This window comes from Streptomyces zhihengii (assembly GCF_016919245.1).
Lineage (GTDB): Bacteria > Actinomycetota > Actinomycetes > Streptomycetales > Streptomycetaceae > Streptomyces > Streptomyces zhihengii.
Window position 1 is genome coordinate 3,521,796 of sequence record NZ_JAFEJA010000001.1, and the last position, 23,674, is coordinate 3,545,469.

Here is a 23,674-nt window from a genome sequence, read left to right on the forward strand (position 1 = left end):
GAACTCTTTAACCGTAACCCACGGGTACCACACCGGAGAAAAGGAAAACCGGCCCCCACCGCCTCAACTGCGCGGTGGGGGCCGGTTCTTCAGACGCGAGACCCGCGGCTGCCGTCCTGGGATCAGACGGCGGCCGGGTCCTCCTCGACGAGGAGGTTGCGGGTGCGGTTGGAGTCCAGCGGGATGCCGGGGCCCATCGTCGTCGTCAGGGTCGCCTTCTTGATGTAGCGGCCCTTGGCGGCGGACGGCTTCAGACGGAGGATCTCGTCCAGCGCCGCCGCGTAGTTCTCGACCAGCTTCGTCTCGTCGAAGGAAACCTTGCCGATGATGAAGTGCAGGTTCGAGTGCTTGTCGACGCGGAACTCGATCTTGCCGCCCTTGATCTCGTTGACGGCCTTGGCGACGTCCATCGTGACGGTGCCGGTCTTCGGGTTCGGCATCAGACCACGCGGACCGAGCACGCGGCCCAGGCGGCCGACCTTGCCCATGAGGTCCGGGGTGGCGACGACCGCGTCGAACTCGTTCAGGCGCTGGCCCTTGGAGATCTCGTCGATCAGTTCGTCGGAGCCGACGATGTCGGCGCCCGCGGCTTCCGCTGCCGCAGCACGGTCACCGGTCGCGAAGACCAGGACCCGGGCGGTCTTGCCGGTGCCGTGCGGAAGGTTGACGGTGCCACGGACCATCTGGTCCGCCTTGCGCGGGTCGACACCCAGGCGGAAGGCGACCTCGACGGTGCCGTCGAACTTGGTGGCGGCGGTGTCCTTGGCGAGACGGACGGCCTCGAGCGGGGCGTAGTTCCGCTCCCGGTCGACCTTGGCGTCCGCGCCGCGGAGAGCCTTGCTGCGCTTCACTTCTTCTCCTGTGGAGTAACACCATGCGGGGTCGCCGCACGGCTCAGGTGTGGAGTCGTGGTCCGGGCCGGCGCTGGCCCTGCCACTGAGGTCTTACGGGGACTGTCAGCCCTCGACCGTGATGCCCATGGAACGGGCGGTGCCGGCGATGATCTTCTCCGCGGCGTCCAGGTCGTTGGCGTTCAGGTCGGGCATCTTGGTGGTGGCGATGTCACGGACCTGGTCGCGCGTCAGCTTGGCGACCTTGGTCTTGTGCGGCTCGCCGGAGCCCTTGTCCACACCCGCGGCCTTGAGGATCAGCTTGGCGGCCGGCGGAGTCTTGGTCACGAAGGTGAAGGAACGGTCCTCGTAGACCGTGATCTCCACCGGCACGACCATGCCACGCTGCGACTCGGTCGCGGCGTTGTAGGCCTTGCAGAACTCCATGATGTTGACGCCGTGCTGACCCAGGGCGGGACCGACCGGCGGAGCCGGGTTGGCCGCGCCGGCCTGGATCTGGAGCTTGATAAGCCCCGTGACCTTCTTCTTCTTGGGAGGCATGTGCTCTCTCCGGGTCTAGTGAGAGTTTTCGGCACTCCGTCCGGTCATCCGGATGGAGGCATACCGCACAACGATAACGGGTATTGATGCGCGGCCAAAAACCGAGCAGGTCAGACAGCCCGGAATGGGCGGTCCGACCTGTTCGGAAGCCGTACGTCCAGAAGGTTCAGTTCTTCTGGATCTGGTCGAAGCTCAGCTCGACCGGGGTCTCGCGGCCGAAGATCTCGACGAGGCCCTTGACCTTCTTCGAGTCGGCGTTGATCTCGTTGATCGTGGCCTGGAGCGTGGCGAACGGGCCGTCGGTGACGGTGACCGAGTCGCCGACCTCGAAGTCCAGGACCTGGACCTCGACCTTGCGGGCCGGAGCCGGCTTGCCCTCGGCCTCGGCGGCCTCGCGGGCGGCCTTCTCCTCGGCCTCGGGGGCGAGCATCTTGACGATCTCGTCCAGCGTCAGCGGGTACGGGTCGTAGGCGTTGCCCACGAAGCCGGTGACACCGGGCGTGTTGCGCACGACGCCCCAGGACTCGTTCGTCAGGTCCATGCGGACGAGCACATAGCCGGGCAGCTTGTTCTGCCGGACGTTCTTGCGCTCGCCGTTCTTGATCTGGACGATCTCTTCCTCGGGGACCTCGGCCTGGTAGATGAAGTCCTCGACGTTCAGCGAGACGGCACGCTGCTCCAGGTTGGCCTTCACGCGCTTCTCGTAGCCCGCGTAGGTGTGGATCACGTACCACTCGCCGGGCAGACCGCGGAGTTCGTCACGCAGTGCGGCGATCGGGTCGGCCGGGGCCTCGGGCTCGGCGGCGGGCTCGTCCTCGGCCTCCGCCTCGGCGGCCTCGTCGTCCTCGCCGGCGGGCTCGTCGTCCTCGGCCTCGTCCTCGTCGGCGGAGGAGTCGTCCTCGGTGTGCAGTGCTGCGTCCTCGGCGGCCTCGCCCGCGGCGTCGTCGGCGGCCTCGGCCTCGTCCGGATCCACAGCGTCTGCCGCCTCGACGATGTCGAGCTCGTCCTCGGTGGACTCGAAGCTCTCGCCGGACCGGGCGGAGTCGTTCAGGTTCGCGTCAGACACGGTGGCTGCTTCTTCCTGGATACATATGGGTGGAACATGCGAAAGGGGCGCCGTTTGACGGCGCCCTCCGCGGATCAGCCGAAGACGTACTTGACTGCTTCCTGGAAGCCGAAGTCAATCACGGTCACGAGGCCGATCATGACGACGACGAAGATAATCACCACTGTGGTGTACGTCGTCAGCTGGCTGCGCGTAGGCCAGACGACCTTGCGGAGCTCGGCGACGATCTGGCGGTAGAAGAGGCCGAGGCGGCCCAGCGGGCCCTTCTTGCCGCGCTTGCCGCCCTTGCGGGGCTTCTTGTCCCGCGACTCGTCCTCGGCATCAGGCATGTCGATGGAGCCCACGGCGTCCGTCACGATCTCTCACCTGATTCCCGGGTCGGCCGTGCCGCGCCCGGTGGAGCCGCACGGCGGTGCATTGAAGTACGTACATGCGCACACAGCCTGGCGAAGGTGTGTGTAGCAGGGCCGGAGGGACTTGAACCCCCAACCGCTGGTTTTGGAGACCAGTGCTCTACCAATTGAGCTACGACCCTTTGTGGTGCCCCCCAACCTACCGCATCCGGCCGGATGCACTAAGTGCCCGGTGCGGATGTGGCTGGTGAAGGCCAACGACGGTTGAGTGTACGTGTTCCCAGGCCCGGCGTCGAACACGATCCACTCCGGCGGTGGGACGGTCCGCTTCTGACCACTGTTGTCCGCTCCTCGAAACCTGTGTGCCGCCCCGGTTTGGCGTCTGGGAGCATGGGCCGCATGAGCGCTGCAACCCCTCCCACCGAGCGCCGGGTCTCCGCCCGCATCGGCGCGATCTCCGAGTCCGCGACCCTCGCCGTCGACGCCAAGGCCAAGGCCCTCAAGGCCGCCGGGCGTCCGGTGATCGGCTTCGGCGCGGGTGAGCCCGACTTCCCGACGCCCGACTACATCGTCGAGGCCGCCGTCGAGGCCTGCCGCAACCCGAAGTACCACCGCTACACGCCGGCCGGCGGTCTGCCCGAGCTGAAGAAGGCCATCGCCGAGAAGACCCTCCGGGACTCCGGGTACGAGGTCGACCCCGCCCAGATCCTGGTGACCAACGGCGGCAAGCAGGCCATCTACGAGGCGTTCGCCGCGATCCTCGACCCGGGTGACGAGGTCGTCGTCCCCGCCCCGTACTGGACCACGTACCCCGAGTCGATCCGGCTCGCGGGCGGCGTGCCGGTCGAGGTCGTCGCCGACGAGACCACCGGCTACCGGGTCTCGGTGGAGCAGCTGGAGGCCGCGCGCACCGAGCGGACGAAGGTCGTCCTGTTCGTCTCGCCGTCCAACCCGACCGGCGCGGTCTACAGCGAGGCCGACGCCCGCGCGATCGGCGAGTGGGCCGCCGAGCACGGCCTGTGGGTGCTGACCGACGAGATCTACGAGCACCTCGTCTACGGCGACGCGACGTTCACCTCGCTGCCCGCCCTGGTGCCGGCGCTCCGCGAGAAGTGCATCGTGGTCAACGGCGTCGCCAAGACGTACGCGATGACCGGCTGGCGCGTGGGGTGGATCATCGGCCCCAAGGACGTCGTGAAGGCCGCGACCAACCTCCAGTCGCACGCCACCTCCAACGTCTCCAACGTGGCGCAGGTCGCCGCGCTGGCCGCCGTCTCCGGCGACCTGGAGGCCGTGAAGGAGATGCGCAAGGCGTTCGACCGCCGCCGCCAGACCATCGTGAAGATGCTGAGCGAGATCGACGGCGTGGTGTGCCCGACCCCCGAGGGCGCGTTCTACGCCTACCCGTCGGTGAAGGGCCTGCTCGGCAAGGAGATCCGCGGCAAGCGCCCGCAGACCTCGGTGGAGCTCGCCGCCCTGATCCTGGACGAGGTCGAGGTCGCGGTCGTGCCCGGCGAGGCCTTCGGCACCCCCGGCTACCTGCGCCTGTCGTACGCGCTCGGCGACGAGGACCTGGTCGAGGGAGTCTCGCGGATCCAGAAGCTGCTCGCGGAGGCGAAGGCCTGACGGCCCTCCCCACTGCCCGCGCGGCGCCCGTCCCGGTCCCCGGGGCGGGCGCCGCGCGCGTTTCGGGGGTCCCCGGCCGGGCAGGCGCGTTCCGGGGCGTCCTCGCGGGTCCGGGTGGCGGCGTCGTGCCGGTCGCGGGGCCCTCGCCGCGGCTGCGTCGTGCGTTCGGGCAAGCGCCCGATCGGGGAAACCCCCTGCCGCGTCCGGTCGCACTGAGGCAGGATCACCTGATGGAGCACGTACGCGATCTCTCGCTTCTGCCGAAGGCCCATCTGCATCTGCACTTCACCGGGTCGATGCGCCCCGCCACCCTGCTCGAACTCGCCGACAAGTACGGCGTGCACCTGCCGGAGGCGCTGACCGGCGGGGAGCCGCCGAAGCTGCGCGCGACCGACGAACGGGGCTGGTTCCGCTTCCAGCGGCTGTACGACATGGCCCGCTCCTGCCTGCGTGAGCCGGAGGACATCCGGCGGCTCGTGCGGGAGGCCGCCGAGGAGGACATCAGGGACGGCTCGGGCTGGCTGGAGATCCAGGTCGACCCCACCTCGTACGCGCCGCGGCTGGGCGGGCTGATCCCCGCCCTGGAGGTCATCCTCGACGCCGTGGACTCCGCCTCGCGGGAGACCGGACTGGGCATGCGGGTGCTGGTCGCCGCGAACCGGATGAAGCACCCGCTGGACGCCCGCACCCTGGCCCGGCTCGCCGTGCGCTACGCCGACCGCGGCATCGTGGGCTTCGGCCTCTCCAACGACGAACGCCGGGGCATGGCGCGGGACTTCGACCGCGCCTTCGCCATCGCCCGCGAGGGCGGGCTGCTGGCCGCCCCGCACGGGGGCGAGCTCACCGGGCCGGCCTCGGTGCGCGACTGCCTCGACGACCTCCACGCCGCCCGCATCGGCCACGGCGTGCGCGCGGCGGAGGACCCCCGGCTGATGCGCAAGCTCGCCGAGCGGCAGATCACCTGCGAGGTGTGCCCGGCGTCCAACGTCGCGCTCGGCGTCTACGAGAAGCCGGCGGACGTGCCGCTGCGGACGCTCTTCGACGCGGGGGTCCCGATGGCGCTCGGCGCGGACGACCCGCTGCTCTTCGGCTCGCGCCTCGCCGCCCAGTACGAGCTGGCCCGGCGCCACCACGGCTTCACGGACGCGGAACTGGCCGAGCTGGCACGCCAGTCGGTGCGGGGGTCGGCGGCGCCGGAGGACGTGCGGGCCAAGCTGCTGGCCGGCGTCGACGACTGGCTGGCACAGCCGCCGACCGCCTGATCGGGGTCCGGGGGCCGGGCGCCGGGCGGCGCAACGGGGGGGCGGGACGGCGTCCGGCACGGTGGGCCCGGCGGCGGGCCCGGCTGCGGGCCCGGCCGGTGGGCCCGGCGCAGCTCCCGGGACGGCGTCCGGCACGACTCCCGGGCGGCGGGCCGGGGCGCGGGCGGCGGCGGCGTCCGGCACGACTCCCGGGCGGCGGGCCGGGGCGCGGGCGGCGGCGTCCGACACGACTCCCGGGCGGGCCGGGGCGCGGGCGGCGGCGGGGTCCGCGCGGTGACCTGACCGGGGTCCGGCCGGGGCGGGCGGTCTGCACGGGCCGCCGGTCAGCGCGGGGGATCCGCCGGGGCGATGCCGCGCAGCAGGGTGCGTGCCAGGCCCGCGGCGAAGTCGTCCAGCGGCCGGGGCGGCCTGCCGTCGCCGGTGGCGTCGTAGGCGAAGGCGCGCTGGGCGCACGCGCCGAGGAGCAGGGAGGCGGCCGCGTGGGTGTCGGCCTCCGGGTGGATCCGGCCGGCCTCGCGTTCCGCGTCGAGGTAGGCGGTGAGCCCCTCGATCGGCCGGTGCGGCCCGGTGCCCAGGCGCCGCATGCCCTCCTCGTGCCGGCGCTTCAGCCGGGGCTCGGCGTAGAGGGAGGCGGCCATGGGGAAGGTGCGCTCGTAGAAGAGGGCGGCCTGGCGGGCGATCTCGGTGAGGTTCTCCTCGACGCTCGCGCCGCCCGGTTCGGTGACGAGACGGGTGAGCAGGGCGCCCAGTCCGGGCAGCCGCTCCTCCAGCACCGTGACGAACAGCTCCTCCTTGCCGGTGAAGTGCTTGTACAGCGCCGCCTCGGAGCAGCCGGCGGCCCGGGCGATCTCCTTGGTCGTCGTACGGGCCAGGCCGAGCGTGAGCATCAGCTCGCAGGCGGCGTCGACGATGCGCGCTCGGGTCGGCTTCCGCTCCATGTCCGCTCCGCTTCTCCTTGACGCAGGGGTGAGTACTCACTCACCCTAGTGGTGAGTGAGTACTCACCCACCTTTTGGAGTGTGCACGATGGAGCTCACCGTCTTCGGAGCCACCGGCGGCATCGGCCGGGAGATCGTCCGGCAGGCGCTGGACGCCGGGCACGGGGTCACGGCCGTGGTGCGGGACCCCGCCCGGCTCGACGCCGGCGGCCCGCGTCTGAAGGTGTTCCCCGCCGACCTCAGCGATCCGGACGCCCTGCGCCCGGCCGTCGCCGGACGCGACGCGGTGCTGTCCGGGCTGGGCGCCCGCAGGAAGGCCGACGCGGGGGTCGCGGCGCGGCTCACCCGCGTCGTGCTGGCCGCGATGGAGGCCGAGGAGGTGCGCCGGCTGCTGGTGGTGAGCGCCGCCCCGCTGGGCGCCCCGGCCGGACGGGATCCGCTGCCGGACCGGGCGATGACCGCGCTCGTCGGCGCGGTGCTGAAGGACGTCTACACGGATCTGCGGGCCATGGAGGAGGCGCTCGCGCGCAGTGCCGCCGACTGGACCGCCGTACGCCCGCCGAGGCTGGTGGACAGGCCGCTGACCGGGCGGTACCGCACGGCCGTCGGCGCCAACCCGCGCAGCGCGCGGGTCATCGGCCGGGCCGACGTGGCACACGCGATGCTGGCGATGACGGCGGACCCGGCGACGGTCGGCCGGGGCGTGGGCGTCGCGTACTGAACGCCCCCTCCGCGCCGCGCTGTTCAGGCCCCAGGGCCCTCCGGCGCACCGGGGCTGCGGAGCCGAGGCGCTCCGGGGCTCAGAGGCTGACGCCGACCGTCACCGGCTCGTTGACCAGGGTGACGCCGAACGCGTCCCGGACCCCGGCGACCACCTCGCGGGCGAGCGCCAGCAGGTCCTCCGTGGTGGCCTCGCCCCGGTTGGTGAGGGCGAGGGCGTGCTTGGTGGAGATGCGCGCCGGGCCCTGCCCGTACCCCTTGGTGAAACCGGCCCGGTCGATGAGCCAGGCGGCGGAGGTCTTGGTGAACCCGTCGCCCGCGGGATACGCGGGCGGGGCCACGTCGTCGCCGAGGCGGTCGCGGACCCGGTCCAGGAAGTCGGCGTACTGCGCGGCGGTCAGGATCGGGTTGGTGAAGAAGGAGCCCGCCGACCAGGTGTCGTGGTCCGCGGGGTCGAGCACCATGCCCTTGCCCGCGCGGAGCGCCAGCACCGTCCGGCGCGCCTCGGCGGCCGGGACCCGCTCGCCGACCTCGATGCCCAGACGCCGTGCCGTCTCGGCGTACCGCACGGGGGCGGACAGGCCGCCCGCGTCCTCCAGCGCGAACCGTACGCGCAGGACGACATAGCGCTCGGGGTGCTCCTTGAAGCGGCTGTGCCGGTACGAGAAGGCGCACTCCTCGCCGGTCAGCGTGACCGTCTCGCCGGCCGTGCGGTCGTACGCGACGACCTCGGTGATCGTGTGCGACACCTCCTGGCCGTAGGCGCCGACGTTCTGGATCGGGGTGGCGCCGGCCGAGCCGGGGATGCCGGCGAGGCACTCGACGCCCGCCAGGCCCGCCTCGACGGTGCGGGCGACCGCGTCCGTCCAGTTGTCCCCCGCCGCCAGCTCCAGCCGGGTCCCGTCGAGCGAGAAGCCGCGGGTGGCGATGCGCAGGGCGGTCCCGTCGAAGCCCTTGTCGCCGATGACCAGGTTGCTCCCGCCGCCGACGATCAGCAGCGGGGTACCGGTGTCGTCGGCCTCACGGACGACGGAGATCACCTCGTCGTCGGTGGTGGCCACCACCAGGCGGGTGGCCGGACCGCCGAGCCGGAAGGTCGTCAGGGGAGCGAGGGGGGCGTCGTGGAGTACCTGCACGGGGACAAGGGTACGGTCCGCGCCCCCGCCACCTGGGCGGGGCCGCGGCCGGGCGACGCGGCGACCCGGTGCCCCGGGACCGTGCGGCCCCGGGGCACCGCGGCCCGGCCTCACCCGGCCGCCGGTGCCGGCTCGCCCCGGGCGGGGGCCGCGGCGCCGGCGGCGGCACCCGGCTCGGTGGCCACGGCCCGGCCGCCGCGCGGCACCCGGGCGGAGGGGATCATCAGGGCGGCCGCCGCGGCGAGGGCGACCACCGCCGCGCCGATCCACAGCGCCGGGACCGTGCCGTCGGTGAACGCCTGCCCCGACTCGTACCCGCCCCGCGCGGCGAACACCGCCCCGAGGACCGCGATGCCGAGGGCGCCGCCGACCTCGCGGAGGGCGTTGTTGGCGCCGGAGGCGATGCCCTGCTCGGCGGGGCGGACGCTGCCCATCACCACGCTCGCCGCGGGGGCGAAGAACAGCGCCATCCCGAGCCCGCCGAGGATCAGCCCCGGGAGCTGGGCCGGGTACGACATCCCGGGCTCCAGGACCAGGGCGTACAGGCCGAGCCCGGCCGCCTGGAGCGCCAGGCCGGCGGCGACGACGGGGCGCCCGCCGATCCGGTCGGAGAGGATCCCGGCGAACGGCGCGACCAGCAGCGGCATCCCCGTCCAGGGCAGCATCCGCAGCCCGGCCTCGGTGGGCGAGTAGCCGGCCACCGTCTGGAGGAACTGGCTGAGCAGGAAGATCGAGCCGAACATGCCGAGGAACATCAGCAGGCTCGCGGCGTTGATCCCGAGGAAGGCGCGGTCGCGGAACAGGCGCATCGGCAGCATGGGCGCCCGGGCCACCGTCCCGTGCCGCACGAACGCCGCCAGCAGGGCCGCGCCGCCGACGAGGGCGAGCAGCACGCGGGGGCTCGTCCAGCCGTGGCCCTCGCCGTTGACCAGCCCGTAGACGATCCCGAAGAGGCCGCCGCTGACGAGCAGGGTGCCGGGCACGTCCAGCCGGGCGCCGGGGGCGCGGGACTCGCCGAGCCGGAAGCGGGCGAGGGGCAGCAGCACGGCGCCGACCGGCACGTTCAGCCAGAAGATCCACTGCCAGGAGAGGTGCTCGGTGAGCGAGCCGCCGACCAGGGGGCCGCTGGCCACGGCCAGCCCGGTGATCGCCCCGAAGACGCCGAGGGCGGCGCCGCGGCGGGCGGCCGGGACGGCCGCGGTGAGCAGGGTGAGGGTCAGCGGCATCATGATCGCCGCACCCACGCCCTGCACGGCCCGCGCAGCGACCAGGGCACCGATGCCGGGGGCGAGCGCGGCGGCGGCGGAGGCCCCGGTGAAGACGGCGAGGCCCACGACGAAGAGCCTGCGCCGGCCGAACCGGTCACCGAGCGCGGCGCCGAGCATCAGCAGGACGGCGAAGGTCAGGGTGTAGGCGTTGACCGTCCATTCCAGGTCCTCCAGCGTGCCGCCGAGGTCGGCGCGGATAGAGGGGAGGGCGGTGGTGACGACGAGGTTGTCGAGGGCCGCCATGAATCCGGCGACGCTGGTGACGACGACGGTCCACAGCGCGGTGGCGCGCGGGACGGGACGCTGTTTCGGGTTCACTGCTCCCCCATGGGGTTAGTTATTGATGACTAACTTTTGCGGGCAGAACTCGGTGCAACGGGTGAACGCGGTGGAACGGACGGAACCGGAGGGAACGTGCCTCACGACCGGGACGGGAAGCGCGGTCACGCGGTGCGCGACGGCCGGCCGGTCACTCCCGCGGGCGGTGCGACTCCCCCTCCCCGCCCTCCGGGACGTCCTGACCCGGCGGTGGAGCGGGGCGGGCCGAGAGGTAGAAGCCGGACCAGATCCGGTGACCGGCCGGGAAGCCCATGGAGACCAGGACGTTGGCGAGCATCCCGTAGGCGAGGAACGTCGTGGTCTCGTCCACGTCGGCACCGAGGCCGACGTGGACGCCGTCCCACAACTCCAGCCAGCCGCGCCGGATCCGGTCGCCGAACGCGTGGTCGCCCTCGGCCTCGGCCGCCGCGACGGCGACGTACGTCTGCATCTGCATGAGCAGCTTCTCGGGATCCTCCGCGATCAGCCGCTGATAGGCCCCCGCCATGCAGTCGAGGGCCTCCCGGCCCTCCAGCCCGTCGGCGGCCCCGGCCAGCACGTCCCGCACATCGGTGAGACAGCGGGTGGCCGCCGCGAGGAAGATCGCCTGCTTGTTCGGGAAGAGCCGGAAGAGGTACGGCTGGGAGACGCCGACCCGCCGGGCGATGGCCTCGGTCGACGTGCCGTTGTACCCGGCACGGGCGAACTCGGCGATCGCCGCACGGACGACACTCTCCCGGCGCTCCTCGGCGCTCATCCTGACCATGCGATTAAGTTAGTGGCCAATAACTAACTTGGTCAAGCCCGTACGCGGCCCCGGCACGGGAGAGGGGGGCGCCCGTCCGGGCGCCCCCCTCTCCGTCACCGCTCACCGCTCACCGGCCGGCCGGCCCGCCGCGTCAGGCGAGCTGGACCACCGCGCGGGCCATGCCCAGCACCTTCTGGCCGGCGCAGGTGGCCGTCAGGTCGACCCGCACCCGCTGGTCGTCGAGGAGCGCCGCGACCTTGCCGCTGACCTCGACGACCGCGCCCTTGTCGTCGTTCGGCACGACGACGGGCTTGGTGAAGCGGACGCCGTACTCGACGACCGCGCCCGGGTCGCCGAGCCAGTCGGTGACCACCCGGATCGCCTCGGCCATGGTGAACATGCCGTGCGCGATGACGTCCGGCAGGCCCACCTCGACGGCGAACTTCTCGTTCCAGTGGATCGGGTTGAAGTCACCGGAGGCGCCCGCGTACCGCACCAGCGTGGCGCGGTCCACCGGGAAGCTCGCCGGGGGCAGTTCGGTGCCGACCTCGACGTCCGCGTACGCGATCTTCGCTGCCATCACGCCTCCTCGGCGGCGCGCGCCACCAGCTTCGTCCACGCCGTCACGACATGCTCGCCGGCCTCGTCGTGCACCTCGCCGCGGACGTCCAGGATGTCGTTGCCGGCCATGGACTTGATCGCCTCGATGGTGGAGGTGACCGTCAGCCGGTCCCCCGCCCGCACCGGGCGGCGGTAGGCGAACTTCTGGTCGCCGTGCACCACCCGGCTGTAGTCCAGCCCGAGCTGCGGGTCCTGCACCACCTCACGCGCCGCCTTGAAGGTGATGGCGAAGACGAACGTGGGCGGGGCGATCACATCGGCGTGACCGAGCGCGGCGGCCGCGTCCCGGTCGGTGTACGCCGGGTTCGCGTCACCGACGGCCTCGGCGAACTCGCGGATCTTCTCCCGGCCCACCTCGTACGGCGCGGTGGGCGGATAGGTCCGCCCGACGAAGGACTGGTCGAGCGCCATGGACTGGTTCCCTCCTTGGTTGACACGGTGATGCGGCTGCCGAGCACGGACAGGCGGCCCGTTGATCTCCGCCGGACCGCGCGAGGCGTCCGCACAAACGACACGAGGCCGCCCCCAGTGGGGACGGCCTCGTGCACAAGCCTGGTTCAGCGCGTTTCGCGGTGCGCCGTGTGCGAGTTGCAGCGCGGGCAGTGCTTCTTCATCTCAAGACGGTCCGGGTTGTTGCGCCGGTTCTTCTTGGTGATGTAGTTCCGCTCCTTGCACTCCACGCAGGCCAGCGTGATCTTCGGGCGGACGTCGGTGGCAGCCACGTGAGTGCTCCTTGACGGACGATGGACGGATGGATGCCCCTTCAGCGCCGAATGGCATTGATGGGGACATAAAAGAGTAGCCGATTGAAGGACCGACCCCGCAATCGGCTACTGTGTGTAGCGGTGACCGGACTTGAACCGGTGACACAGCGATTATGAGCCGCTTGCTCTACCGACTGAGCTACACCGCTTTGATGACGGATCCCCTCGCCCGAAGGCGAGGTTCACCGTTCACCAGAGCCCCAATACGGAATCGAACCGTAGACCTTCTCCTTACCATGGAGACGCTCTACCGACTGAGCTATTGGGGCGAGCGATGAAGACATTACACGGTCGCCCGCCGATCGCCCAAATCCGTTTCACCGCCCCGTCCCGGGCTCGGCGACGCCCCGGGCACCCCCGCCGTCACCCCGCGGCCACGCCCCCGTTGTCCGGCTTGCTCCCGGGGCGCCCCGCGCGTCCCGTACGCCACGAGTGACCACACCGGTACGACTATTGCGCTCCTCCTCGAAGCGCACCGCGCACACCCCTAGGCTCGCCTCACGCCTGGGGCGTGTTGCCGGTACGGCCAGAGTCCCCCGCCCTCACAGGAGCGCGATGCCCGACAGCCAGCCGCAGCCCTCCGACGGCGCGACCGCGGACTCCAGCGCACTGCTGCTGTGCGGCGCCCGGCTCACCGACGGGCGCACCGTCGACGTACGGCTCGGCGGCGGCCGCATCGAGGCGGTCGGCACGGCGGGCAGCCTGCCGCCCCACTCCGCCCGCATCGACCTCACCGGCCATCTGCTGCTGCCCGCGCCCGCCGAGCCCCACGCCCACGGCGACACCGCGCTCAGCGCCGAGACCCCCGGCCCGGTCTCGTACGCCCCCGCCGATGTGCAGCGCCGCGCCACCGAGGCGGCCCTCCTGCAACTGGGCCACGGCGCGACCGCACTGCGCTGCCATGTGCGGATCGGGGACGTGCAGGGGCTCGGCACGCTGGAGGCCGTGCTCGGGGCCCGGCGGGCGCTGCGCGGGCTGGCCGACCTGACCGCCGTCGCCGCGCCCCGGCTGCTGACCGGCGCGGCGGGCGCCGACGGGATCGCCGTCCTGCGGGACGCCATGAAGATGGGCGCCGGCGTGGTCGGCGGCTGCCCGGACGCCGACCCCGACCCCATCGGCTACACCGAACGCGTCCTGGAGATCGCCGCCGAGCACGGCTGCCCGGTCGATCTGCACACCCACGGTGACGACCCCGCCCGGCTGGCCCGCCTGGCGGCGATGGCCGGGGGGATGCGGCCGGGGGTCACCATCGGCCCCTGCGCGGGTCTCGCCCGCCTGCCGCGCGACGTCGCCGCGAGGACCGCCGACCGGCTGGCGGCGGCCGGTGTCCATGTCGTCTCGCTGCCGCAGGGCGGCTGCGCCGGGGTGGAGCACCGGGGGAACGCGCCGGTGCGGCTGCTGCGGGCCGCCGGGGTCCGGGTGGCCGCGGGCAGCGGCGCCCTGCGGGACACCGTGTGCAACCCGGCGGGCCGCGGCGACCCGCTGGAGGCGGCCTACCTGCTCGCCTCGCAGGCCGGGATGCGCCCTTCGGACGCGTACGACTGCGTGGCGGGCGCCGCCCGCGAGGTGATGGGCCTGCCCGAGGTGCGGGTGGAGGCCGGTTTCCCGGCGGAGCTGCTGGCGGTGCGCGGCACCCAGCTCTCGGGCGTGCTGTCCCTGGCGTACAGCCGCATCGTGATCCACCGGGGCAGAGTGGTGGCGCGCACCAGCGCGGTGCGGGAGTACTGCGACTCGGCGGCCGCGGTCGCGCTCGAACTCCCGCGCCAGGGACGGCCGGACCCCGGCCCCTGACGCCCCGTCACGGTGCGGGCCCCGGGCCCGACGCGCCGTCACGCGGAGCCGATGCGCGGTGGGGCAGCCGGTCGCCCGTCCGCCCGGCGGGCGGTGGCGGGGGTGTCGCGGGGCGGCTTCGTGGGCGGGGAACGGGCTTCGGACGTACGGTCGTAGGCATGCGCATCGTCATCGCAGGTGGACACGGTCAGATCGCCCTCCGTCTCGAACGGCTGCTCTCCGCGGCGGGTCACGAGGTCGCGGGCATCATCCGCAGACCCGAACAGGGCGACGCCCTGAGGGCGGCCGGCGCCGAGCCGGTGCTCCTCGATCTGGAGAGCGCCTCCGTGGAGGAGGTGGCCGGGGTGCTCCAGGGCGCGGACGCCGTCGTCTTCGCCGCGGGAGCGGGCCCGGGCAGCGGGACCGGCCGCAAGGACACGGTGGACCGCGGCGCGGCCGTGCTCTTCGCCGACGGCGCCGAACGGGCCGGTGTGCGGCGCTGCGTCGTGATCTCCTCGATGGGCGCGGACTCCGCGCACGAGGGCGACGAGGTCTTCGACGTGTACCTGCGGGCCAAGGGGGCCGCCGACGACTACGTGCGCAGCAGGAGCGCGCTCGACTGGACCGTGCTGCGGCCCGGCATGCTCACGGACGACGCCGGTACGGGCCTGGTGCGCCTGGAGGCGTCGACGGGCCGGGGACCGGTCCCCCGCGACGACGTCGCGGCCGTGCTCGCGGAGATGGTGGAGTCGACCGCCACCGCGGGGCTCACCCTCGAACTCGTCTCCGGTTCCGTGCCGGTGGCGGTCGCCGTGAGGGACGTCGCCGGCAACTGAGGCGCTCCGCACCGATGAATTCCGCCCCCTCCCGAAGTCCTTGAGGTCATGAACCGACAGACACCCGGCATCAGCCCGTCGATCGTCACGCGGGACGAGCAGGTCTACGCCTACATCCGCGGTTCCGTGCGCATGGACGAGTTCGCCGTGCTCGCGGACCGGCTGCCCGAACTGGTCGGCTGGCTCGCCGGACGCGGGACCCCCTTCGCCGGGGCGCCGTTCTTCCGGTACAACGCCCTCGACATGGACGCGGAGTCGGTCGTCGAGGCCGGCGTGCCCGTGACCGTGACGCCCGAGCCCGAGGGCGACATCGGCATCGGCGTCCTCCCGGCCGGCCGCTATGTCACGGTGACCCACCTCGGCCACCCCGACGAGCTCTTCGACGTCGTGACCCGGCTGCGGGAGTGGGCCCGGCACGAGGGCCTGGAGTGGGACATGACCGAGGTCGGCGGGGTGGAGCACTGGGCCTGCCGGCTGGAGTCCTATCTGACGGATCCCCGGGTGGAGCCGGACCCGTCGAAGTGGGAGGTCGAACTCGCCTTCCGGCTGGCCGACTGAGCCGCCTCGGGCGGCCCTCCCGCCCACGGCGGGCCGGCTCCCGCGTCACGTGCACAGCAGAACGGCCCCTGATTGCGTTTCCGCTGATCAGGGGCCGTTCCATCGCGTGGCGGCGCCAGGATTCGAACCTGGGTAGGCTAAGCCGACGGATTTACAGTCCGCTCCCATTGGCCACTCGGGCACACCGCCATGGGATTGCCGCCGGAAGCGGACCCTCTGCGGGGCTGTGCTCCGTGGCGACGACGTAAACGATACCCGATGCGCGGGGGTGCTCCGCCACCCGATTGATCAGCACTCGGGGCGGGGGCGGGTGGCTAGGCTTGGGCGAGCGGTGCGGGCTTTCAGGACCGCACCGAAGCCACCCGACGAAGGAGCCACAGGACATGGCCGACTCCAGTTTCGACATCGTCTCGAAGGTCGAGCGGCAGGAGGTCGACAACGCCCTCAACCAGGCCGCCAAGGAGATCTCCCAGCGCTACGACTTCAAGAACGTCGGCGCGTCGATCGCCTGGTCCGGCGAGAAGATCCTGATGCAGGCGAACTCCGAGGACCGCGTCAACGCGATCCTGGACGTCTTCCAGACGAAGCTGGTCAAGCGCGGGATCTCGCTGAAGGCGCTGGACGCGGGCGAGCCGCAGCTCTCCGGCAAGGAGTACAAGATCTTCGCCTCCATCGAGGAGGGCATCTCCCAGGAGAACGCCAAGAAGGTGGCGAAGGTCATCCGCGACGAGGGCCCCAAGGGCGTCAAGGCGCAGGTCCAGGGCGAGGAGCTGCGGGTCAGCTCCAAGAGCCGGGACGATCTGCAGGCCGTGCAGGCGCTGCTCAAGGGGCAGGACTTCGACTTCGCGCTCCAGTTCGTGAACTACCGGTGACCTCGCCCGGGTGACCGGGTGCGCACGGGGGCGGACGGCTCGGCCGTTCCGCCCCCGCGTCGTCGCACGGGGGCGGGCGGGGCGGCTGGGCTGGGCGGGCTGGGCGTCCGAATCCCGCCAGCGGGCGGCCGGGGCGGGGCGCAGACTCGTAGGTGCAAGGCGAGACGGAACACCTTCGGAAGGACCCGGGCCATGGCCACCGTGCACGAGATCGTCGACAGTCCGCTCGGCGAGCTGCTGCTGATCGGCGAGGCGTCCGACACGGCCGCGGGCGGCACCGCGCTCACCTCCCTGTCGCTGCCCGGGCAGAAGGGGGCCGCGCTCGTGGCGGACGGCGGGCGGCGGGAGCCGGCGGCGTTCCGGGAGATCGCGCGGCAGCTGGAGGCGTACTTCGCCGGGGAGCGGATCCGTTTCACCGTCGCGTGCACGCCCGGCGGGACGGAGTTCCAGCGCAGGGTGTGGCGGGCGCTGGAGGACGTGCCCTACGGGCGGACGACGACGTACAAGGAGATCGCCGCCCGGGTCGGCACGTCCGCCGTCGGCGTGCGTGCCGTGGGCACGGCGATCGGGCGCAATCCGCTGCTCGTGGTGCGCCCCTGCCACCGGGTGATCGGCGCCGACGGCGCGCTGCGCGGCTACGCGGGGGGACTGCCGGCCAAGGCGCACCTGCTGGGCCTGGAGGGCGCGCTCCCGTCGTGAACGAGGAGCTCTTCCCGAGGGAGCGGGCGGTCGTCGCGCCCGGGGCGGTGCACGTGCCCGGGTGGCTCGGCGCGGATCTCCGGCGCGAGCTGGTCGACGCCTGCCGTGCCTGGGGCCGCGGGCCGGTGCCGTTCCGGCACACCGCGCTGCCGGGCGGCGGGGTGATGTCGGTGCGGACGGTGTGCCTCGGCTGGCACTGGCAGCCGTACCGGTACTCCCGCACCGCCGACGACGTGAACGGCGCGAGGGTCGCGGCGTTTCCCCCGTGGCTGGTCGGCCTGGGGCGACGGGCGCTGGCCGAGGCGTACGGGGAGGACGCCGGTGCCGGGGGCGTGGCGGCCGGGGCGTACGGCGTGGAGGCCGGGGCCGGGGGCGTGGCGGCCGGGGCGTACGGCGTGGAGGCCGGGGCCGGGGGCGTGGCGGCCGGGGCCGGGGGCTACACGCCGGACACCGCGCTGATCAACTTCTACGAGGGGAACGCCCGGATGGGGATGCACCGGGACCGGGAGGAGCGCTCCACGGCCCCGGTGGTGTCCCTGAGCATCGGCGACCCCTGTGTCTTCCGGTTCGGCAACACCGCGTCGCGGGGCCGTCCGTGGACGGACGTGGAGCTGCGCTCGGGCGACCTCTTCGTCTTCGGCGGGCCGTCGCGCTTCGCGTACCACGGGGTGCCGAAGGTGCTGCCGGGCGCCGGGGATCCGGCGGCCGGGCTGGCGGGCGGCCGGCTGAACATCACCCTGCGGGAGACGGGTCTGCCCCGGGGCGCCTGAGGGCCGCCGTACCGTGTGCGCCCGCCGGTCACGCGGTGTTCGCCCGCCGGACGCCCCGCGGCCCGGGACGGGGCCGTGCGTGCCGGTACGGTGCCGCGCATGACCGACACGCTGCGCCGCTCGCTGGGGATGTCCGACGCGGTGGTCGTCGGCCTCGGCGCGATGATCGGGGCCGGGATCTTCGCCGCCCTCGGCCCCGCCGCACGGGCGGCCGGCTCCTGGTTGCCGGCGGGGCTCGCGCTGGCGGGTGCCGTCGCCTACTGCAACGCCATGTCCTCGGCGCGTCTCGCGGCGCTCCACCCGGAGTCGGGCGGCACCTACGTCTACGGCCGGGAACGGCTCGGTGACTTCTGGGGCTGGCTCGCGGGGTGGGCGTTCGTCGTCGGCAAGACGGCCTCGTGCGCGGCGATGGCGCTGACGGTGGGCGTGTACGCCTGGCCGGAGCAGGCGCACGCCGTGGCCGTCGCGGCGGTGGTGGCGCTGACCGCGGTGAACTGCGCGGGCGTGCGGAAGTCGGCCCTGGTCACGAGGGTGATCGTCGCGGCGGTGCTGGCGGTCCTCGCCGCGGTGGTCGTCGCCTGTCTGTCCTCGGACACCGCCGGTGCCGCCCCGGGGTCCGCGGCGGCCGGCGTGACACCGGGCGGGGTGCTCCAGGCGGCGGGCCTGCTGTTCTTCGCCTTCGCCGGGTACGCCAGGATCGCCACCCTGGGCGAGGAGGTGCGGGACCCGGCGCGGACGATCCCGCGGGCCGTGCCGGTGGCCCTCGGCATCGCGCTCGCCGTGTACGCCGCCGTGGCCCTCTCCGTCCTCGGGGTGCTGGGGCCCGGCGGCCTGGCGGAGGCGACGGCGCCGCTGGCCGACGCCGTGGCGGCGGCGGGTGTCCCGTGGCTGGGGCCCGTGGTGCGGGCGGGTGCCGTGGTGGCCGCCCTGGGCTCGCTGCTCGCGCTGATCCTCGGCATCTCGCGCACGACGCTGGCCATGGCCAGGGACGGCAGGCTGCCCCGCACGCTCTCGGCCGTCCATCCGCGGACCGGGGTGCCGCACCACGCCGAGATGGCCGTGGGGGCCCTGGTCGCCGTGGTGGCGGCGACGGCCGACCTGCGCGGGGCGATCGGCTTCTCGTCGTTCGGGGTGCTGGCGTACTACGCCGTCGCCAACGCGGCCGCCTGGACCCTGGGCACACCGGTGGCGCGGATCACCGCGGGCTGCGGCCTGCTGGGCTGTGCGGCGCTCGCCTTCTCGCTGCCCGCCGCCTCGGTGGCCGGCGGGGCGGGGACCCTGGCGGCGGGCGCCGTCGTGTACGCGCTGGTCCGGAGCCGCGAGCGGCGCCGGGACACACGGGGGTGACGGGCCGTGCGGCCGCTCGGACGTACGCGGAACCGTGGCCCCCGCGGACGCCGGGGCGGACGCGGGCCCACCGTGCCGGGCGGTCGCTCAGACGCCGGCGAAGGGGCGGTCCGTCGGGACGATCTCCCGGCCGAGCGGCATCAACGACACGGGGATCAGCTTGAAGTTGGCGATGCCGAACGGAATGCCGATGATCGTGACGCAGAGCGCGAGGCCGGTGACGATGTGGCCGATCGCGAGCCACCAGCCCGCGAGGACGATCCACAGCACGTTCCCGACGAGGGAGGGCGCGCCGGCGTCGTGGCGGTCCACGGTGGTGCGGCCGAAGGGCCAGAGCGCGTAGACGCCGATCCGGAACGCGGCGAGGCCGAAGGGGATCCCGATGATGGTGATGCACAGCAGGAGACCCGCCAGCAGATACCCCAGGAACAGCCAGAAGCCGCTCAGGACCAGCCAAATGACGTTCAGAATTGTCTTCACGGGCGATGACCTGCCATCTGCTCGAGTCGGGCGATCCGCTCCGCCATCGGAGGGTGCGTGGAGAACATCTTCGACAGTCCGCCCCGGCCGGGACCGAAGGGGTTGGCGATCATCATGTGACTCGCCGTCTCCAGCCTGGGCTCCGGCGGCAGCGGGAGCTGCTTGGTGCCGGCGTCGAGTTTGCGCAGGGCGCTCGCCAGGGCGAGCGGGTCGCCGGTCAGCTGGGCTCCGGAGGCGTCCGCCTCGTACTCCCGGGAGCGGCTGACCGCCAGTTGGATCACGGACGCGGCGAGCGGGCCCAGCAGCATGATCAGCAGCATGCCCACCAGGCCCGGTCCGTCGTCGTCGTCGGAGCGGCCTATGGGGATCAGCCAGGCGAAGTTGACCAGGAACATCACGACCGACGCCAGGGCGCCCGCGACGGACGAGATGAGGATGTCGCGGTTGTAGACGTGGCTGAGCTCGTGGCCGATCACGCCGCGCAGTTCCCGCTCGTCGAGGAGCCGCAGGATGCCGTCGGTGCAGCACACCGCGGCGTTGCGCGGGTTGCGGCCGGTGGCGAAGGCGTTGGGCGCCTGGGTCGGGGAGAGGTAGAGGCGGGGCATCGGCTGGCGGGCCGCGGTCGACAGCTCGCGGACCATCCGGTAGAGCGCCGGGGCCTCGAACTCGCTGACCGGGCGGGCGCGCATGGCCCGCAGGGCCAGTTTGTCGCTGTTCCAGTAGGCGTAGGCGTTCGTACCGAGGGCGACGACGAGCGCGACGAGCAGCCCCGTCCGGCCGAAGAAACTGCCGATGACGAGGATGATCGCGGACAGCCCTCCGAGGAGTACGGCTGTCTTGAGCCCGTTGTGCCGGCGGTGCACGGTACGCCCTCCAAGTGGTGCGGCGGGGGGACCCTTTGCGTGGTGTCGCTCCACTCTCCAGTGGACCCTTCTCTACTGGTCAACGCCAGGCGAAGGACGCGGGTTCCCCGGGCTCCCGGGCGGCGGGCGTGGGCCGTCCGGGTGGCGCCCGGAGCGGGGCGGTGCCGCTCAGAACAGCGTGTCGGCCGCGAAGCGCAGCACGAGCTGCGGATATCCGGAGAGCACGACGCCGATGACCGCGGTCAGGGCGATGGCCGCGGTGACGGGCGCGGGCGTGCGCCGGCGGACCGGCCGGGGGGCCTCGGCGGCGTCCGGCGCCTTCGCCGGGGCGCGGAAGAGCAGCGCCGTCCAGCGCAGGTAGTAGAAGAGCGCGATCACCACGTTCACGCCCATGACCACGGCGAGCCAGCCGAGTCCGGCGTCCACGGCGGAGGAGAAGACGGTCACCTTGGCGAAGAGGCCGATGATGCCCGGCGGCAGCCCGGCGAGGCAGAGCAGGAAGAAGCCCATGGCGAGCGCGGCGAGCGGGCGGGTGGCGTACAGGCCGCGGTAGTCGGCGACCCGGTTCGCCGGGTGGCTGCGCGCCACCAGCGCGGCGACCGCGAAGGCGCCCAGGTTCACCACGGCGTACATCAGCGCGTAGGCCACCGTGGCGCCGATCTGGTCGTCGCTGGAGTAGGCAGCGGCAGCGACGGGGACCAGCAGATAGCCCGCCTGCCCCACCGACGACCAGGCCAGCAGCCGGATCGCGCTGCCGTCCCGGGTGGGCGACTGGCGCAGCGCCGCCGCGTTGCCCGCCGTCATGGTCAGCGCGGCGAGGACGGCGAGCGCAGGGCCCCAGATGTCCGCGTAGCCGGGGAAGGCGACCACGGTCACGAGGATGAGGCCGGTGAAGCCGACGGCCTTGCCGACCACGGAGAGATACCCGGCGACCGGCAGCGGGGCGCCGACGTAGGTGTCGGGCACCCAGAAGTGGAAGGGGACCGCCGCGGTCTTGAAGGCGAAGCCCACCAGGGTGAGGGCGACGCCCGCCTCGGCGAGGGTGCCGAGCTGTCCCGGCACCTCCTCCAGGCCGGCGGCGACCTGGGTGAGGTGGAGGCTGCCGGTGGCGGCGTAGACGAAGCTGACGCCGAGCAGGGTGACGGCGGTGGCGGTCACCGAGGAGAGGAAGAACTTGAGCGCCGCCTCGCTGGAGCGCCGGTCCCCCCGCTTCAGGCCGACCAGGGCGAACGCGGGCAGGGAGGCGACCTCCAGGGCCACGATCAGCGTCGCGAGGTCCCGGGAGGCGGGCAGCAGCGCGGCGCCGGCCGCCGAGGAGAGCAGCAGGAACCAGTACTCGCCGGCCGGCAGCCGGCGCCGGGTCTCCGTCAGCGAGAGCACCGCGGTGAGCAGGGCGCCGCCCAGCACCAGGAACTGGATGGCGAGGGTGAAGTGGTCCGCGGTGTAGCTGCACGTCCCGGGGTCGGTGGTGAGGCAGAACGTGGAGCGGTCGCCCTCGCGCAGCGGCGCGAGGGAGAGCAGGGCGGCCGCCAGGCCCGCGATCGCGACCGCCCCGAGGAGCGGCTTGCGCCGCTCCTCGACGAAGAGGTCCGCGACCAGGACCACGAGGGCGGTGAGGGCGGTGATGGTCGGCGGGGCGATCGTGAGCCAGTCGACCGACTGGACGAGGCTGGTGACGCTGTCGGCGGCCACGGTCACGACTTGCCTCCTGCGAGGAGCTGCTGCACTGCCGGGTCGGTGAGGCCGAGGAGGACCGCGGGCCACAGTCCGGCGAGGACGGTGAGGGCGACCAGGGGCGTCCAGGCGGCGAACTCGTGGCCGCGGACGTCGGTCAGGCCGGGGGCGTCCGTCTCCGGGACGGGCCGGGGGCCGCCCATGCAGACCCGCCGCACGACGATCAGCAGATAGGCGGCGGTGAGCAGGGTCCCGAACGCGGCGATCGACATGAACACCAGGAACGCGGGCCGGCTGAGCCCCTCGGCGGGGTCGAAGGCCCCGAACAGCGCGAGCATCTCGCCCCAGAAGCCGGCCAGGCCCGGCAGCCCCAGGGAGGCGACGGCGGCGAAGGCGAGCAGGCCGCCGAGCCGGGGCGCCCGGCCGTAGAGGGCGGCGCCGCCGGCTCCGGCGAGGGTGTCGAGGTCGGCCGTGCCGTAGCGGTCCTTGACCGCGCCGACCAGGAAGAACAGCAGGCCGGTGATGAGGCCGTGGGCGACGTTGGCGAAGAGGGCGCCGTTGACGCCGGTGGGCGTCATGGAGGCGATGCCGAGCAGCACGAAGCCCATGTGGCCGACGGAGGAGTAGGCGATGAGGCGCTTCAGGTCGCCGCGTGCGCCGTTGCGGGCCAGGGCCAGGCAGGCGAGGGACCCGTAGACGATGCCGACGACGGCGAAGGCCGCGAGGTAGGGGGCGAACACGCGCATCCCGTCGGGCGCGACCGGCAGCACGATGCGCACGAACCCGTAGGTGCCCATCTTCAGCAGGACGCCCGCGAGGAGCACCGAGCCGACGGTCGGGGCGGCGGTGTGGGCGTCGGGCAGCCAGCTGTGCAGCGGCCACATCGGGGTCTTCACCGCGAGCCCGATCCCGATCGCCAGTACGGCGGTGACCTGCACGGACGTGGTGAGGCCGCGGCCGTTGTCAGTGGCGAGTGCCACCATGTCGAAGGTGCCGGCCTTCAGCCCGATCAGCAGGAGGCCGAGCAGCATCACGACCGAGCCGAGCAGCGTGTAGAGGATGAACTTCCAGGCGGCCGCCTGCCGTCCGGCACCGCCCCAGCGGGCGATGAGGAAGTACATCGGGACGAGCACCATCTCGAAGGCCAGGAAGAAGAGCACCAGGTCCAGGACGGCGAAGGTCGCGAGGGTGCCGGCCTCCAGGACCAGGAGCAGGGCGACGAACGCCTTCGGGGAGGGTCCCGCGGGCCTGGTGAAGTAGCTGTGGAGCGCGCAGAGGAAGGTCAGCAACGCCGTCAGCACGAGAAGGGGGAGCGAGATGCCGTCGACACCGAGGTGGATCCGCACGTCCAGTGCCGGGATCCAGCTGATGTCCGTCGTGGCCTGCATCGCCGAGGGGCGGTCGTGGTCGAAGCCGAGCGCCAGGACCACCGCGGCGACGAGCACCGCGCCGGTCACGGTCACACCGTGGCGCAGCACGGCCTGGTCGGGGCCGGATCCGCGCAGTCCGGGCGGTGCGGGCAGCAGCGCGGCGGCGGCCCCGGCGAGCGGGGCGAGGACGACGAACGCGAGAAGGAACTGCATCACGGACTCGC

General features: G+C 73.0%; 25 protein-coding genes and 4 tRNA genes. 10 read left to right on the plus strand and 19 right to left on the minus strand.

Going from position 1 to position 23,674, the window contains the following annotated elements:
- Positions 1–122 precede the first annotated feature (122 nt).
- From rplA to JE024_RS14660, 5 genes are all read right to left on the minus strand, one after another.
- Positions 123–851 carry a 50S ribosomal protein L1 gene (gene rplA / locus JE024_RS14640; RefSeq protein ID WP_205374004.1) on the minus strand — a complete coding sequence of 243 codons (729 nt, stop codon included), beginning with the start codon at positions 849–851 and terminating at the stop codon, positions 123–125.
- A 105-nt stretch (positions 852–956) separates the two neighbouring features.
- Positions 957–1,391, minus strand: coding sequence for a 50S ribosomal protein L11 (rplK, locus tag JE024_RS14645; protein WP_003956479.1), 435 nt, complete (start codon positions 1,389–1,391; stop codon positions 957–959).
- Positions 1,392–1,557: 166 nt separating this feature from the next.
- Entirely contained in the window at positions 1,558–2,457 is a 900-nt protein-coding gene (nusG, locus tag JE024_RS14650) for a transcription termination/antitermination protein NusG (protein WP_205374005.1), read from the minus strand.
- Between the two features lie 74 nt (positions 2,458–2,531).
- The gene (gene secE / locus JE024_RS14655) at positions 2,532–2,813 is read right to left on the minus strand and encodes a preprotein translocase subunit SecE (RefSeq protein ID WP_205374006.1); all 282 of its coding nucleotides are present in this window, start codon (positions 2,811–2,813) and stop codon (positions 2,532–2,534) included.
- A 106-nt stretch (positions 2,814–2,919) separates the two neighbouring features.
- Positions 2,920–2,992, minus strand: a tRNA-Trp gene (locus tag JE024_RS14660).
- Between the two features lie 217 nt (positions 2,993–3,209).
- On the opposite strand from JE024_RS14660, the gene JE024_RS14665 reads away from it, so the two are divergent.
- Positions 3,210–4,436, plus strand: coding sequence for a pyridoxal phosphate-dependent aminotransferase (locus tag JE024_RS14665; RefSeq protein ID WP_205374007.1), 1,227 nt, complete (start codon positions 3,210–3,212; stop codon positions 4,434–4,436).
- Between the two features lie 230 nt (positions 4,437–4,666).
- Positions 4,667–5,698: an adenosine deaminase gene (locus JE024_RS14670; RefSeq protein WP_205374008.1), complete on the plus strand. Its 1,032-nt coding sequence runs from the start codon at positions 4,667–4,669 to the stop codon at positions 5,696–5,698.
- 323 nt (positions 5,699–6,021) lie between these two features.
- On the opposite strand, the gene JE024_RS14675 is transcribed toward JE024_RS14670, so the two are convergent.
- Positions 6,022–6,636, minus strand: a complete 615-nt coding sequence (locus JE024_RS14675; protein ID WP_205374009.1) for a TetR/AcrR family transcriptional regulator — start codon at positions 6,634–6,636, stop codon at positions 6,022–6,024.
- An 88-nt stretch (positions 6,637–6,724) separates the two neighbouring features.
- Here JE024_RS14675 and JE024_RS14680 point away from each other — a divergent pair, with 88 nt between their 5' ends.
- A complete protein-coding gene (locus JE024_RS14680; RefSeq protein WP_205374010.1) occupies positions 6,725–7,357 on the plus strand; it encodes an NAD(P)-dependent oxidoreductase in 633 nt (210 codons plus the stop codon).
- 79 nt (positions 7,358–7,436) lie between these two features.
- Here the strand turns inward: JE024_RS14680 and JE024_RS14685 are convergent, their stop codons facing one another.
- From JE024_RS14685 to JE024_RS14720, 8 genes are all read right to left on the minus strand, one after another.
- Positions 7,437–8,492: a UDP-N-acetylmuramate dehydrogenase gene (locus tag JE024_RS14685; RefSeq protein ID WP_205374011.1), complete on the minus strand. Its 1,056-nt coding sequence runs from the start codon at positions 8,490–8,492 to the stop codon at positions 7,437–7,439.
- A gap of 110 nt (positions 8,493–8,602) precedes the next feature.
- A complete protein-coding gene (locus tag JE024_RS14690) occupies positions 8,603–10,078 on the minus strand; it encodes a DHA2 family efflux MFS transporter permease subunit (protein ID WP_205374012.1) in 1,476 nt (491 codons plus the stop codon).
- Positions 10,079–10,229: 151 nt separating this feature from the next.
- Complete coding sequence (locus tag JE024_RS14695) at positions 10,230–10,835, minus strand: TetR/AcrR family transcriptional regulator (protein WP_205376546.1); 606 nt, start codon at positions 10,833–10,835, stop codon at positions 10,230–10,232.
- A 142-nt stretch (positions 10,836–10,977) separates the two neighbouring features.
- Positions 10,978–11,406: a MaoC family dehydratase gene (locus JE024_RS14700; protein ID WP_205374013.1), complete on the minus strand. Its 429-nt coding sequence runs from the start codon at positions 11,404–11,406 to the stop codon at positions 10,978–10,980.
- Complete coding sequence (locus JE024_RS14705) at positions 11,406–11,858, minus strand: MaoC family dehydratase N-terminal domain-containing protein (RefSeq protein ID WP_205374014.1); 453 nt, start codon at positions 11,856–11,858, stop codon at positions 11,406–11,408. Before JE024_RS14705 ends, JE024_RS14700 begins: the two co-directional genes overlap by 1 nt.
- Positions 11,859–12,004: 146 nt before the next feature.
- Positions 12,005–12,169, minus strand: coding sequence for a 50S ribosomal protein L33 (gene rpmG, locus JE024_RS14710; RefSeq protein WP_003956487.1), 165 nt, complete (start codon positions 12,167–12,169; stop codon positions 12,005–12,007).
- Positions 12,170–12,287: 118 nt separating this feature from the next.
- Positions 12,288–12,360, minus strand: a tRNA-Met gene (locus JE024_RS14715).
- Positions 12,361–12,407: 47 nt separating this feature from the next.
- A tRNA-Thr gene (locus JE024_RS14720) sits at positions 12,408–12,480 on the minus strand.
- A 286-nt stretch (positions 12,481–12,766) separates the two neighbouring features.
- Between JE024_RS14720 and JE024_RS14725 the strand changes: the two genes are divergently transcribed.
- The 3 genes from JE024_RS14725 (at position 12,767) to JE024_RS14735 (ending at position 15,375) form a co-directional block, all read left to right on the plus strand.
- Positions 12,767–14,002: an amidohydrolase family protein gene (locus JE024_RS14725; protein WP_205374015.1), complete on the plus strand. Its 1,236-nt coding sequence runs from the start codon at positions 12,767–12,769 to the stop codon at positions 14,000–14,002.
- Positions 14,003–14,160: 158 nt separating this feature from the next.
- On the plus strand, positions 14,161–14,817 hold the full coding sequence (locus JE024_RS14730; RefSeq protein ID WP_205374016.1) for an SDR family oxidoreductase: 657 nt from the start codon (positions 14,161–14,163) through the stop codon (positions 14,815–14,817).
- A gap of 48 nt (positions 14,818–14,865) precedes the next feature.
- Positions 14,866–15,375 carry a GyrI-like domain-containing protein gene (locus JE024_RS14735; RefSeq protein WP_205374017.1) on the plus strand — a complete coding sequence of 170 codons (510 nt, stop codon included), beginning with the start codon at positions 14,866–14,868 and terminating at the stop codon, positions 15,373–15,375.
- A gap of 107 nt (positions 15,376–15,482) precedes the next feature.
- On the opposite strand, the gene JE024_RS14740 is transcribed toward JE024_RS14735, so the two are convergent.
- Positions 15,483–15,564, minus strand: a tRNA-Tyr gene (locus JE024_RS14740).
- Positions 15,565–15,758: 194 nt separating this feature from the next.
- Between JE024_RS14740 and JE024_RS14745 the strand changes: the two genes are divergently transcribed.
- From JE024_RS14745 to JE024_RS14760, 4 genes are all read left to right on the plus strand, one after another.
- Complete coding sequence (locus tag JE024_RS14745) at positions 15,759–16,247, plus strand: YajQ family cyclic di-GMP-binding protein (protein ID WP_187741848.1); 489 nt, start codon at positions 15,759–15,761, stop codon at positions 16,245–16,247.
- A gap of 192 nt (positions 16,248–16,439) precedes the next feature.
- Positions 16,440–16,946, plus strand: coding sequence for a methylated-DNA--[protein]-cysteine S-methyltransferase (locus JE024_RS14750; protein ID WP_205374018.1), 507 nt, complete (start codon positions 16,440–16,442; stop codon positions 16,944–16,946).
- On the plus strand, positions 16,943–17,716 hold the full coding sequence (locus tag JE024_RS14755) for an alpha-ketoglutarate-dependent dioxygenase AlkB family protein (protein WP_205374019.1): 774 nt from the start codon (positions 16,943–16,945) through the stop codon (positions 17,714–17,716). The genes JE024_RS14750 and JE024_RS14755 overlap by 4 nt, the downstream gene beginning before the upstream one ends.
- A gap of 99 nt (positions 17,717–17,815) precedes the next feature.
- On the plus strand, positions 17,816–19,063 hold the full coding sequence (locus tag JE024_RS14760) for an APC family permease (RefSeq protein WP_244882855.1): 1,248 nt from the start codon (positions 17,816–17,818) through the stop codon (positions 19,061–19,063).
- Between the two features lie 87 nt (positions 19,064–19,150).
- Here the strand turns inward: JE024_RS14760 and JE024_RS14765 are convergent, their stop codons facing one another.
- The 4 genes from JE024_RS14765 to JE024_RS14780 all read right to left on the minus strand — a co-directional run bounded on the left by JE024_RS14765 (position 19,151) and on the right by JE024_RS14780 (position 23,663).
- A complete protein-coding gene (locus tag JE024_RS14765) occupies positions 19,151–19,543 on the minus strand; it encodes a YccF domain-containing protein (protein WP_205374020.1) in 393 nt (130 codons plus the stop codon).
- Positions 19,540–20,406, minus strand: coding sequence for a zinc metalloprotease HtpX (gene htpX / locus JE024_RS14770; RefSeq protein WP_205374021.1), 867 nt, complete (start codon positions 20,404–20,406; stop codon positions 19,540–19,542). The genes JE024_RS14765 and htpX overlap by 4 nt, the downstream gene beginning before the upstream one ends.
- A 168-nt stretch (positions 20,407–20,574) precedes the next feature.
- Entirely contained in the window at positions 20,575–22,104 is a 1,530-nt protein-coding gene (locus JE024_RS14775) for an NADH-quinone oxidoreductase subunit N (protein ID WP_205374022.1), read from the minus strand.
- Positions 22,101–23,663 (minus strand): complex I subunit 4 family protein, encoded by a 1,563-nt coding sequence (locus JE024_RS14780; RefSeq protein WP_205376548.1) that lies wholly within the window; start codon positions 23,661–23,663, stop codon positions 22,101–22,103. The genes JE024_RS14775 and JE024_RS14780 overlap by 4 nt, the downstream gene beginning before the upstream one ends.
- Between the last annotated feature and the right edge of the window lie 11 nt (positions 23,664–23,674).